Origin of the sequence: Corynebacterium sp. LK33 (assembly GCF_014334955.1) — a bacterium.
GTDB lineage: Bacteria > Actinomycetota > Actinomycetes > Mycobacteriales > Mycobacteriaceae > Corynebacterium > Corynebacterium jeikeium_D.
In genome coordinates this window covers 271,300-284,161 of sequence record NZ_PDGU01000026.1, presented here as the reverse complement: position 1 = coordinate 284,161, position 12,862 = coordinate 271,300, and the positions used below count along the sequence as shown (strand labels likewise).

10 protein-coding genes are annotated in these 12,862 nt (G+C 59.3%); 1 reads left to right on the top strand and 9 read right to left on the bottom strand.

Going from position 1 to position 12,862, the window contains the following annotated elements; genetic code table 11:
- Positions 1 to 39: 39 nt before the first annotated feature.
- The 3 genes from CRD20_RS10140 to CRD20_RS10130 form a co-directional block, all read right to left on the bottom strand.
- Positions 40 to 2,307, bottom strand: a complete 2,268-nt coding sequence (locus CRD20_RS10140) for a polyribonucleotide nucleotidyltransferase (protein WP_069358747.1) — start codon at positions 2,305 to 2,307, stop codon at positions 40 to 42.
- Between the two features lie 506 nt (positions 2,308 to 2,813).
- Positions 2,814 to 3,083, bottom strand: a complete 270-nt coding sequence (rpsO, locus tag CRD20_RS10135) for a 30S ribosomal protein S15 (protein ID WP_016422594.1) — start codon at positions 3,081 to 3,083, stop codon at positions 2,814 to 2,816.
- 141 nt (positions 3,084 to 3,224) lie between these two features.
- Entirely contained in the window at positions 3,225 to 4,220 is a 996-nt protein-coding gene (locus tag CRD20_RS10130) for a bifunctional riboflavin kinase/FAD synthetase (RefSeq protein ID WP_187405343.1), read from the bottom strand.
- 64 nt (positions 4,221 to 4,284) lie between these two features.
- Between CRD20_RS10130 and truB the strand changes: the two genes are divergently transcribed.
- Entirely contained in the window at positions 4,285 to 5,271 is a 987-nt protein-coding gene (gene truB, locus CRD20_RS10125) for a tRNA pseudouridine(55) synthase TruB (protein ID WP_070602459.1), read from the top strand.
- Between the two features lie 16 nt (positions 5,272 to 5,287).
- On the opposite strand, the gene CRD20_RS10120 is transcribed toward truB, so the two are convergent.
- From CRD20_RS10120 to infB, 6 genes are all read right to left on the bottom strand, one after another.
- Positions 5,288 to 6,001 (bottom strand): 4'-phosphopantetheinyl transferase, encoded by a 714-nt coding sequence (locus CRD20_RS10120; protein ID WP_070602457.1) that lies wholly within the window; start codon positions 5,999 to 6,001, stop codon positions 5,288 to 5,290.
- Positions 5,980 to 7,356 (bottom strand): MATE family efflux transporter, encoded by a 1,377-nt coding sequence (locus CRD20_RS10115; protein ID WP_083310536.1) that lies wholly within the window; start codon positions 7,354 to 7,356, stop codon positions 5,980 to 5,982. Before CRD20_RS10115 ends, CRD20_RS10120 begins: the two co-directional genes overlap by 22 nt.
- Before the next feature lie 4 nt (positions 7,357 to 7,360).
- The gene (locus CRD20_RS10110; protein ID WP_070643398.1) at positions 7,361 to 8,422 is read right to left on the bottom strand and encodes a bifunctional oligoribonuclease/PAP phosphatase NrnA; all 1,062 of its coding nucleotides are present in this window, start codon (positions 8,420 to 8,422) and stop codon (positions 7,361 to 7,363) included.
- A gap of 42 nt (positions 8,423 to 8,464) precedes the next feature.
- Positions 8,465 to 8,896 carry a 30S ribosome-binding factor RbfA gene (gene rbfA / locus CRD20_RS10105; protein WP_016422588.1) on the bottom strand — a complete coding sequence of 144 codons (432 nt, stop codon included), beginning with the start codon at positions 8,894 to 8,896 and terminating at the stop codon, positions 8,465 to 8,467.
- A 360-nt stretch (positions 8,897 to 9,256) separates the two neighbouring features.
- Positions 9,257 to 9,985, bottom strand: coding sequence for a hypothetical protein (locus CRD20_RS10100; RefSeq protein ID WP_048733528.1), 729 nt, complete (start codon positions 9,983 to 9,985; stop codon positions 9,257 to 9,259).
- A 20-nt stretch (positions 9,986 to 10,005) separates the two neighbouring features.
- Positions 10,006 to 12,846 (bottom strand): translation initiation factor IF-2, encoded by a 2,841-nt coding sequence (infB, locus tag CRD20_RS10095; protein ID WP_187405342.1) that lies wholly within the window; start codon positions 12,844 to 12,846, stop codon positions 10,006 to 10,008.
- Positions 12,847 to 12,862 lie beyond the last annotated feature (16 nt).

Below are 12,862 nucleotides of genomic sequence, written 5' to 3'. Positions count from 1 at the left end.
GTCGGAGGCTACCTACAGCACATCCTCCGTCGCCAAGCATTAGTTGTCTTCGACCGGAACCAGCGAGATCTTGCCGCGGTTGTCGATATCAGCGATTTCGACCTGAATCTTGTCGCCGACGTTGATGACATCCTCGACCTTCTCGATGCGCTTGTCGCCACCGAGCTTGGAGATGTGGATCAGACCGTCACGGCCCGGAGTCAGGGAGACGAAAGCACCGAAAGCGACAGTCTTCACGACAGTGCCCAGGTAGCGTTCGCCGACCTTCGGCAGCTGCGGGTTAGCAATCGCATTAATCTGCTCGATTGCAGCGTCTGCGGCCTTACCGGAAGTTGCCGAGACAAATACGGTGCCGTCGTCCTCGATAGAGATGTCAGCACCGGTTTCCTCGGTGATGCCGTTGATGGTCTTGCCCTTCGGACCGATGAGCTCACCGATCTTCGAAGCCGGAACCTTAACGGTGGTGATCTTCGGAGCGAGACCACTCATCTCGTCCGGAGACTCGATGACCTCAGCCATGGTGGACAGGATGGCCAGACGTGCATCACGAGCCTGGGACAGAGCATCGGCCAGAACCTTCGACGGAATACCGTCGAGCTTGGTGTCCAGCTGCAGTGCGGTAATGAAGTCCGCAGTACCAGCGACCTTGAAGTCCATGTCACCGAATGCGTCTTCGGCACCGAGAATATCGGTCAGTGCGACGAAGCGGTTCTCACCGTCAACCTCGCCGGAAACTAGACCCATGGCGATACCGGCAACCGGAGCCTTCAGCGGCACACCGGCGTTGTACAGCGACAGAGTCGAAGCACAGACCGAGCCCATGGAGGTCGAACCATTGGATCCAAGAGCCTCGGAGACCTGGCGAATGGTGTACGGGAATTCCTCGCGGGACGGCACGACCGGCAGCAGAGCGCGCTCAGCCAGTGCCCCGTGACCAATCTCGCGGCGCTTCGGAGAGCCAACACGACCGGTCTCGCCGGTGGAGTACGGCGGGAAGTTGTAGTGGTGGATGTAGCGCTTGGAGGTAACAGGAGTCAGCGAGTCAATCTGCTGCTCCATCTTCAGCATGTCCAAAGTGGTGACACCCAGAATCTGGGTCTCGCCGCGCTCAAACAGCGAAGAGCCGTGGGCACGCGGAATCAGACCGACCTCAACGCCCAGGTCACGAATGTCGGTGACACCGCGACCATCGATGCGGAAGCCCTCAGCCAGAATCTTCTCACGGACAATCTGCTTCATCACTGCGTTGTATGCAGCGCGAATCTGCTTAGATGCAGTTTGCTCGTCGACATCATCGGATACGAAGCGCTCCAGCAGCTGCCCCTCGACGTCCTCCATGTACTCATTGGTGGCGTCATCTCGTTCCTGCTTACCCGGAATGGTGAGCAGCTTGGCCAGCTTCTTAGCGGACTTCTTCTCGACTGCGTCAAAAATCTCATCGCTGTATGCCGGGAACAGCGGGAACTCCTGCGTTTCCTTCGCTGCGCGCTCAGCCAGACCCTTCTGTGCCTCACACAGAACCTTGATGTGCGGCTTTGCTGCCTCGAGGCCAGCGGCGACGATGTCCTCGGTCGGCGCCGGTGCACCGTCAGCAATACGCTTGACGACGGTCTCCCCTGCTCCGGCCTCCACCATCATGATGGCGACATCTTCGACGTTCTTGCCGCGACGCTTGCGGGTGACGATACGGCCAGCGACGACCATCTCGAACAGAGCCTGCTCGTGCTGCTCCTCGGTCGGGAAAGCGACCCATGCACCCTCTGGGTGCTTGTCATCAGCAACGAGCGCGATGCGGACGCCACCGACAGCGCCGGAAACCGGCAGCCCGGAAAGCTGAGTTGCAGCTGACGCGCCGTTGATTGCGACAACGTCATAACGGTCCTTCGGATCCCAGGACATGACGGTGACGACAACCTGTACCTCGTTGCGAAGGCCCTTGACGAAGGTCGGACGCAGCGGACGGTCAATCAGACGACATGCCAGGATGGCATCGGTGGACGGGCGGCCCTCACGGCGGAAGAACGAACCCGGAATCTTGCCCGCAGCGTACATACGCTCTTCAACGTCGACGGTCAGCGGGAAGAAATCAAAGCCCTCGCGGGGCTGGTTGGAAGCGGTGACGGTGGACAGGAGCATGGTCTCCTCGTCCAAGTAGGTGGTCACCGAACCATCGGCCTGACGAGCCAGCTGGCCCGTTTCAAAGCGAATGGTGCGGGTGCCGAAATCACCATTGTCGATGGTGGCAACGGCCTCGGTAATACCGAAATCCTCATCAAAGAAAAATTCAACAGCCTTGCTGTTGGCCATAGGTTTCTTACTCCTAGAAATAGCGGCGATCATCGATGTCGCCTGTAAAAGATCGAATGAACTTCGTTTGCGTCACGCATTCTACCAGCTAACGCGGAAAGTTCTTGTATTGGACGGATCGGAGATATCTCACTGCCATCTGGGTTCTTGCACCTACGCGGGGTTCCAGGAGTTTGCGGGGCGGGGGCACTTATCGATGACTTTTCTTGACTCATCGATGGTTTACCGTGTCTTATCGACGAATTACCGTGTCTTATCGATGGGGCCCCGGCACTTATGCGCACGCTTTCGATCACCCCCTCCACATGTCGATGAGGGATTCACTTGTGGCCACGCTACAGCGCATCGATGAGTGAATACCACAACGACAAGTGAACAAAAAAGACCCGCCGTGAGCTTCCATCCAATGGAAACCCAAACGGCGAGTCTAAAAAGCTTAAAAGCCTTGAATTAACAGAGCAACTTACACCAATGAAGCTCTGACAAACAAGACATTAGGGAGAACCTTAGCGACGCAGACCCAGGCGCTCGATCAGCTTACGGTAGCGCTCAACGTCGTTGTCCTGCAGGTACTGCAGCAGGCCCTTGCGGCGACCGACCAGCAGCAGCAGACCACGACGGGAGTGGTGATCGTGCTTGTGGAACTTCAGGTGCTCGGTCAGCTGACGAATACGTGCGGTCAGCAGTGCAACCTGAGCCTCCGGGGAACCGGTGTCGGTCTCGTGCAGGCCGAACTCCTTGAGAATCTCAGCCTTTTCTGCAGTGTTCAAAGCCATGTAAATCTAACTCCTTGAATCAAATTATGGTCGTTTTTTCAGTCCACATTCTCGGCTTTCCCGGAACCAAACAGCGTCTGGCAGCTGGTTCCTCGCAACTGCTTGTGGACCGCAGTCACAGCCGACGTTTTACTTTAACAGCTAATCGGTCTTAGCCAAAATGGCCTCGGTGTCTGCCACGTCCTGGTTCATCCGGTCAATGAGCTTCTCGACCGAGTCGAACTTCTCCATTCCGCGAATCCGGTCGACAAACTCAACCTGCCCAGCGGTGCCGTAGAGGTCCGCATGACGGTCAATCACGTAGGCCTCGACCGTTCGATCAGTGTCTCCAAAGGTCACATTAGTGCCCACCGACACGGCCGCTGGGTAGCGCACCCCAAACTCGATATCGCCCTTCGGGTCCGGCTCCGGGCGGGCTGCCGTCGGCTGAACCGTGAACCATGCCGCGTAGACACCATCAGCCGGGATTGCTAGGCCCTCAGCGAAGTCAATATTGGCGGTCGGAAAGCCCAGCTGCGCTCCCCCACGCCCCTGACCTGGAATAACATCACCATCGACGCGGTAGAAGTACCCGAGACACGAGGCGGCTGCGGACACCGCACCGTCGGCAAGCAAACCGCGAATACGTGTCGACGAAACACGTTCGGTCGAGTCCGCGGCAGTGACGTCGAGGAGGTCGACGATGGTGACGTCGACCCCACACTTACGGCCGTGCTCCGGCATAGTCTCGGCGGTACCTGCGGCCTTCTGCCCATAGGTGAAGTTCTGGCCAACGAAGACGGCCTGTGCATTCAGCTTGTCGCGGACAACGGTGCGCACAAAGTCTTCTGCGGGGATGCTGGAGAAGTTCTTGTCGAAAGGCACGACAAGCATGGCATCGATTCCCTCCGCTTCTGCCAGCTCGGCGCGACGGGACACAGTGGACAGTGCCGGCGGCACCTTATCCGGGGCAAACAGCGCTACGGGATTGGGGTCGAAAGTCATCAACAGCGATTTCACGCCACGAGCACGAGCGTCACTGACCGCAGCAGCTATCAGGCGCTTATGCCCAAGATGAATACCATCGAACACTCCGATGGTTACGACCGTGTCCCCCAGGTCTTCGGGTGCATTGTCCAAGCCATACCAAATCTCCACAGAGAGCCAGTGTAACTGGTCACCGTTTAACACACCGCATATAGCGCAACATAGGATTGCGTCTATGACCGACTTCGATCCGATTGCAGACTCCGGCATTGTCATCGTGGACAAGCCCCAAGGCTGGACAAGCCACGATGTAGTGGGCAAACTCCGTCGCATCTTCCGCACCAAGAAGGTCGGCCACTCAGGCACCCTCGACCCAATGGCCACCGGTGTGCTCGTCCTCGGCATCGGCCGCGGCACCCGTTTCCTGCCACATGTCCACGCGGACACGAAGTCCTACCAAGCCACCATTCGGCTCGGCGCTGCCACGCTTACCGACGACGCCGAGGGCGAGTTGCTCTCCGAATCCTCGGCGGCATCGGTGACCGATGAAATGGTTCGAAAGGAAATTGCGAAGTTCACCGGCACGATCATGCAAAAACCCGCGGCGGTATCCGCGGTGAAGATTGACGGTGTCCGCGCCTACGAGCGCATCCGCCGTGGTGAGAAGGTCGATATCCCTGCGCGCCCAGTGACAATCACCCGCTACGAGGTTCAGGACATCCGCCACGACTCCGATCCTTCCCGTCCCGGGGAGTGCATCGATATCGACGTGGAGGTCGACTGCTCTGCCGGCACTTTCATCCGCGCCCTAGCTCGTGACTTGGGGGATGCATTGGGGGTCGGTGGTCATCTCACCGCGCTTCGACGTACTGCCGCCGGCGTTTTCACTATTGATGAGGCGTTGACTATCGACGAGCTCACGGCGAAGGCCGAGCAGTTCGACACCGCCAATCCAGAAATTGCGGAGATGCGACGCCCAGTCCCGGAGCGCGCCGCTTCCTTGCTGCCGATGAGTCTGGACGAGGCCTGCCTGCGTTGCTTTGATACCCGCGAAATTACTGAACAGCAGGCGACTGATTTGGCTCAGGGCAAGTGGCTGGAGCCGATCGGAAAACCTGGAGTCTATGCGGCGGTGTCACCAACGGGAAAGGTTCCGGCGCTGCTCACAGAATCTGGCAAACGGGCTAAGACGGTCTTCGTGGTGCGCCCGGCCACGCTGTGACTACCTCTCAAGGATTTTAAGACTGCTCGAGCCACACCGCGGTTGCAACGATGCCTGCACCGCGAGCCCAGAAGCCTTTTACTCCGCAGAAGGCGTCGGGAATCTCACGGTGAAACGTTAGCTGTAAAGGTCCGCCTGTGAGTCCTCGGGAAAAACCTCGCCCTGCTATCCGTTTCTTCCTCGGTTGCACGGAGACTTCGTCGAAGTCCAGCCACTGCCCGACTATCGGCTCCCAGAGTTTGTACATTGATTCCTTGGCGCTAAATTGCACCAGCGGGTCAAGGCGTGCTTCGTCAGTGCGCAAGACTGCATCGATGATTCCTAACTCTAGAGTCTGCTCGACCTCGACATCGATGCCAATCCCCTGCAGCTGTTCAGCGCTCGCGGACACGGCTGCCACGGCCCTGCCGCAGTGGCTAATTGACCCCACGATCCCTTGTGGCCACAGCGGCGCTCCGGTGGCCGACATGCCAATCCCATGTGGGGCAGACTCTCCTAGCCGTTGCACCGCCTCATGCGCAGCGAGGCGCCCTCGGGTGAAATCACGGATTCGAGCAGGTGCTGCACTATCAGACAGCCTCAACTCAGCAGTACGGAGCTGCTGCAATTCCGCATCACTAAACGGACGCTCGGCATTGGAGTCAATAACCAGCCGGCTACCGGCGGGCAAATGCCTGGCCAAGTACTCCTGGACGTCGGCAAGCACACTCATGCGCTGATGCCGTACCATTTCTCTCCACGGAAACGGGTAGCGACAAAGATGAGTCGCAGAATCATGAAGGCCAAGAGACCGCACCACACGCCGGTCAGCCCCCAGCCAAATGCCTGCGCCAGCCAGACCGGTGGGAGGAATCCGCACAGGACCGCGCTAACGGTGGCGTTACGGAGGAAGGCTGCGTCGCCGGCGCCGAGCAACACGCCATCGAGCGCGAAGACGACACCGCCAATAGGAATCATTGCGACGAGAATCCACCATGGTCCAGCGGTGACTGCGTCAATCACGCCTGTGGCGTCGGTAAAAATGCGGACGATACTGGCATTACCTACTGCGAAAACAGCCGCTAGGCCGAGGGCAATGACGCTTGACCAGACAGTCACGCGCTTGCCAGTCCAGCGGGCAACGGCCGTGGAGCTACCGCCCAACGCTGCACCGACGAGCGTCTGTGCAGCAATCGCTAGCGAGTCGAGCACCAACGAAATCAGGTTCCACAGTTGCAGCATGACCTGGTGCCCACCGAGCGTGGTCGGCCCAACGCGGCCAGCAACCGCTGCGGCGGAGAGGAACGCTACCTGGAAGGACAAGGAGCGAACGATGAGATCGCGGCCGAGGACCAGCTGGCTTTTGATAATGGCGCCATTCGGGCGCATGGAGAGCTTGCGGCTAGAGCACTCTTTGAAAAGACGGCGGAGGAACAGCCCGCCGGTAATCAATTCGCCGAAAAGAACGGCCATCGCAGAGCCCTCGAGACCGAAGGCGCGGACCAGCGGCACAATCACAATGGCTGCCGGAACAAGGCCTGAGAGCACATATAGCAGCGGCGCGCGGGTGTTTTGGATACCGCGCAGCCAACCATTTCCGGCCTGTGCAATCAACGTCAGCGGAATGGCAAAGGCAGCAACTCGCAACCATTGCCCGGCATCATGAGCGACCTCCGGATGAGGAGCTAACCAACCGGTAAATACTGGTGCTAGCCCCACGATGATGGCAAAGAGACTAAGGCCCACAAAGATGGCGACCCACGTCGCTTGCAGTCCCTCTTCAACCGCCTCGTCCACGTTGCCCCTGCCAAAGGCTCGCGCTGATCGGGCGGTCGTGCCGTAAGCCAAGAAAGTGAGCTGCGTAGTTACCACGGAAAATACCGTCGAACCAGCGGCAAGCGCCGCAAGCTGGACAGCTCCAAGCCGACCAATGACAGCCGTATCCAGCAGCACATAGAGGGCGGGCGCGGCAAGAACGCCCAACGCTGGCAGCGCCAGCGAAACGATTGCGCGAAGGCTGACATCTGACTTCGCACTGTGCCCGGTTCGCTCTATGTCAGTGTGCTCAATCTCAGTGTGTTCCTGAGTTTCTCGCGAGTCCGACAATCCCCTAGGCCTCGCTTGTGCCTCGGCGTGCCTGGGCTGCGACATCGCTGGTGTCCAGGATGGCCTGCAGCAGCTCATCCTTGCTGCACTCCCGAGTCAGACCGGCGGCACGCTCGTGGCCACCGCCGCCAATTTCCAGGGCGACCTGGGAGACATCGACAAGCTCGCGAGAACGCAGCGAGACGGCCCACTGGTTTGGCTCATACTCCTTAAGCACGGCACAGACGTCGGCCGCATTAGTCGTACGCACAATGTCCACGACCGATTCAATCTCATCGTGGCCAACTTCGGCGGTCTGGTCGTACTCAATGACGACGTGGATTAGGCCAGCGCCGTCGCCCCACTCGGGCACCAATGTCGCGGTGGAAAGCACCTTGCCCAGGAATGGAAGGTAGGCAAACGGATGTTCTTCCAGCAGCTGTGCACCAATCGTGCGCGGATTGAGCCCCTTATCCAGCAGGCGCGCCGCTGCAGTGTGCATGCGGGAATGGCCGAACTGGAACGATGCGGTGTCCGTCAACAGCCCTGCATAGAGAGCATGAGCCATCGGCGTGGTCAGCTTGATACCCCAGACACCAAAGAAGTCCAGGAGCACCATGGTCGAGGACTCTGCGCGTTCGTCAACCATGTTGACGGACCCAAAGCGAGTGTTGGTCGCGTGATGGTCAACATTGATAACGCGGTCGGAGGCCATCACGCGATCTTCCAGCGCACCGAGGCGCCCCGGGCTTGCGCAGTCGACAGTCACCCACGTATCAATGTCTTCATCCAAGTCCGTGTACTCGACAAATCGCTCCCATCCGGGGATGGTCAGCAGCGACTTGGCTGGCAAATCGCTCTCACCGTAGCTGGCTACAGCCGAAATGCCACGTTGTACAAGTGCCATGACCATCGCAGATGCAGCACCAATCGCATCCGCATCGGGGTGAACATGGGCAATGACGCCGACCTTCTTGGCGTCGGCAAGCATATCCTGCATCTGCTGAATCGGCTTGGACATGCGGCGATTAATCGCCTGGGAAAGCTGGTGAGCTGCCTGCTCCTGAGCCTGCGGAGAAGTGGTCACGTGGGTGCCCCTTTCATCGATAGATGTGGCCGGTGGAGAGTTTTACTCCTCGTCGCGGTATGGGTTGGCATCGCCTGCGGGCTTTGCGTTTCTAGCCTGCTCAGCCAATTCCGCGTCGCGCGCGCGAGTCTTATCGAGCAGCTCCTCAAGGTGCGCGGAAATCTCCGGCACGGTGTCAACCTCAAAAGCCAGCGTCGGTGTGTAGCGCACACCGGTGCCACGACCGACCAGGGAACGCAGCTGCCCCTTCGCCTTTTCCAGCGCTGCTGCTGCCGACTCGTAGTCCGGTTCCTCGTCGAGCGTACGTCCGCGCACAGTGTAGAAAACTGTGGCGTCGTGCAAATCGCCGGTGACGCGGCAGTCGGTGATAGTCACAAACTCCAGCCGCCGGTCCTTAATCTCACGCTCAATTGCGCTGGCGACAATCTCCTGAATACGCTTGGACAGCCTGCGCGCGCGTGCTGGATCTGCCATTTTTGGCTACTCCCTATCTATCTCTACCTGTGCGTAACGATTCGTAGCTAGACCCCATTTAGCGTGGGGCCTGAAGCGCCCCTTCACTGACAAAGACCCATTTGGGATCCGGCAAAACGGTTCAATACAAAGGACTGCTAATACTAACACGCAAAACACTACTCAACTTCGAACCGCATGTTTCGCGACTTCGCCCGCACCCGTTTACCGAGTGCAGCCAATTGCTTCGCCGCACGCTCGCCCTTTGTTTTAACCCATTAATCATCACGACAACACTGTCACCACCATCGATGTCATCGACGGCATGGGGAGTCGCTACTACGGAATTGCGCAGCTGAAACGCAGCCTACCCGTACGCTCTTAACGGCGCTCCACGAAGTTGTACATCGGTAACCCATTAACATGGGAGCAGTCAGGCAGTGAATCCATCACACTGTCCTGCAATGGTGTTTCTCCCTCGATGCCGAAAATCCATTTAACTGCAGCATTACCTAGCTCCAGCGGATGGAAAAGGTAACTTACCTCACCATTTTTATCCTTGGGCGCCACACTGCCATGGGTTTGTTCCCATTCAGCCACATCCGTCGGATGTAGTACCTCGACGTGTTCACCGTTAGCGAACGGTACCTCGAAATCCAACAGTCGTCCAGAGCTGAAAAACCGCTGCATGTCAAAATCATAGTCTTCGCAGCTTGCTTCTAATTCCCTGGTAGGAGTCTTATAGTGGCAGAAATCGACAACACTATTGATGCACAGTGACCAACTTTCGCGAGGATCGTTCGCCAACGCTGGGTCCTCAATAAGGTCGTATACGTCGTCGGTCCCGAAAAGCAGCGTTGGCCCAAACGCTACCGCGTGGAAGTACCAATTATGACCATCCTCAATGGTTTCTTCGGAATCAAAGGCGAATTTCCCTGGCCAAATCTTGTCCAATTGCGCAAGAGTCTCCTCTGCGCTCGCAGGAGGATAATTCAAAATATTCGTTCGCGGCAGTTCATCTGAGAGTGCAAAGAGATTAGTTTTGAAGCCCATAACGAACACGATACGCAAAAAGGCGCTCCCCGAAGGGAGCGCCTTATCAAAGTTCACGCAGTGTTTAGCTTACGTCGCTACGTGCGCGGAACCTCGACCATCTCGTAGACCTCGATAACGTCGTCCACCTGGATGTCCGGGTAGGACAGCACCATACCGCACTCGTAACCGGCTGCGACCTCGGTGGCATCGTCCTTCTCTCGCTTCAGCGACTCGATAGTCGCCGAATCCGTAATGACGTTGCCGTCACGAACCAGGCGAGCCTTCGCGTTGCGGCGGACCTTGCCGGACTCGACCATACAGCCGGCGATGAGGCCAACTGCGGAGGACTTGAAGATGGCGCGAATCTCTGCACGACCAATCTCCTTCTCCTCGTAGACCGGCTTGAGCATGCCCTTCAGAGCAGCCTCGACATCCTCGATAGCACGGTAGATCACCGTGTAGTAGCGGATGTCAACGCCCTCAGCATTGGCAACCTCGGTGGCCTTGCCCTCGGAGCGAACGTTGAAGCCGATGATGACGGCGTCAGACGCAGCAGCCAGCGTGACGTTGGTCTGCGTGACAGCACCGACACCACGGTCGATGATGTTCAGAGCGACCTCGTCGTCGACCTCGATCTTGAGCAGGGCTTCTTCCAGTGCCTCGACGGTACCGGCGTTGTCGCCCTTCAGGATCAGGTTGAGGGTGTTGGTCTCCTTCAGAATCTCGTCCAGGTTCTCCAGGGAGACGCGCTTGCGACGACGTGCTTGCAGCGCATTACGACGACGTGCGTCGCGGCGGTCTGCAATCTGGCGGGCCGTACGATCCTCGTCAACAACCAGGAGGTTGTCACCAGCACCCGGTACGGAGGTCAGGCCGAGCACCTGAACCGGACGGGAAGGACCGGCCTCATCGACGTCGTTGCCGTACTCATCGACCATGCGGCGAACACGACCATATGCGTCACCGACAACGATGGAATCACCGACGCGCAACGTACCGCGCTGAACGATAACGGTTGCCACCGGACCACGGCCACGGTCAAGGTGAGCCTCAATGGCGACACCCTGAGCGTCCATATCCGGATTGGCGCGCAGATCCAGCGAAGCATCGGCAGTCAACAGCACTGCTTCGAGAAGCTGATCGATGTTGAGACCTTGCTTAGCGGAGATATCGACGAACATAGTGTCGCCGCCCCACTCTTCGTCAGTGAGACCGTATTCAGTCAGCTGACCACGAATCTTCTGCGGATCTGCAGTTTCCTTATCAATCTTGTTGACTGCAACGACAATCGGCACATCAGCGGCCTTGGCGTGGTTAATAGCCTCAACCGTCTGCGGCATGACGCCGTCATCAGCTGCAACAACCAGAATCGCGATATCGGTCGACTTGGCACCACGAGCACGCATGGCGGTAAACGCCTCGTGACCCGGGGTATCCAAGAAGGTAACCTTGCGCTTCTCACCGTCGAGCTCCACCGGCACCTGGTAGGCACCGATGTGCTGGGTAATACCACCGGACTCGTGGCCACCGACGTTGGCCTTACGAATCGTGTCCAACAGGCGCGTCTTACCGTGGTCGACGTGCCCCATCACAGTTACCACTGGCGGGCGCTGCTCCAGGTCCTCATCGTCGCCCTCGTCCTCACCGAACTGGAGGTCAAAGGACTCGAGGAGCTCGCGGTCCTCATCCTCAGGCGAGACGACCTGGACCTTGTAATCCATCTCGTCGCCGAGCAGCTGCAGGGTCTCGTCGGAGACCGATGCAGTTGCCGTCACCATTTCGCCGAGGTTGAACAACGCCTGGACCAGCGATGCTGCATCGGCGTTAATCTTCTCAGCGAAGTCAGACAGGGATGCACCACGTGCGAGGCGAATGGTCGTGCCCTTACCGTTAGGCAGCTTAACGCCGCCCACCACGGATGGTGCCTGCATTGCCTCGTACTCGTTGCGCTTCTGACGCTTCGACTTACGTCCGCGACGCGGGGCGCCTCCTGGTCGCCCGAATGCGCCTGCAGTTCCACCGCGACGTCCGCCGCGACCACCGCGCGGTCCGCCACCCGGGCCACCCGGGCCGCGACCACGGCCGCCGAAGCCACCGCCACCGCCACCGCGGCTTGCCTTTGCAGGCATCTGCCCCGGGTTCGGGTGCGAAGGCATCATTGCCGGAGTCGGACGATTGCCGCTCGGCTTATTACCGCGACCCTGTCCACCCTGCGGGCGAGGGCCACCCTGGCGTGCTCCCGGCTTCGGGCCCGGACGGCCGTTTCCACCCTGCGGGCGAGGGCCGCCCTGGCGTCCACCCGGCTTCGGACCCGGACGGCCAGGACCGCCCTGCGGACGCGGCATGTTCGACGGCCGCGGTGCCGGACGGGAGGATCCGCCGGTCGAGAATGGGTTGTTCGCCACACGCGGTGCGCGTGCGCCTGGCTTCGGCCCTGGCTTCGGGCCAGCAGGCTTCGGCGGGCGTGGCATTTCCTGTCCCGGCTTCGGCGAACGGGACGGTGCAGCTGGCTTGGCACCCGGCTTTGCCGCCGCTGGCGCAGCAGGCTTAGCGCCTGGCTTAGCTGCTGGCTTGGCACCCGGCTTTGCCGCCGCTGGTGCAGCAGGCTTAGCGCCTGGCTTAGCTGCTGGCTTGGCACCCGGCTTTGCCGCCGCTGGTGCAGCAGGCTTAGCGCCTGGCTTTGCAGCTGGCTTGGCACCCGACTTAGGAGCAGACTTAGCTGCAGCCTTGGTCGCTGGGGCCTGGGCAGACGCGTCAGCACCTGCGCCAGCATTCTTCTCTTCGTAGACCTTCTTCATCTTCCTGACGACGGGTGGTTCCACCGTCGAAGAAGCGGTCTTAACAAACTCGCCCTGAGCCTTCAGCTCGGCGAGTAGTTCTTTGCTGGTGACCCCGAGCTGCTTAGCGAGCTCATGGACACGTAGCTTTCCGGACACTGCTCTCCTCACTAGT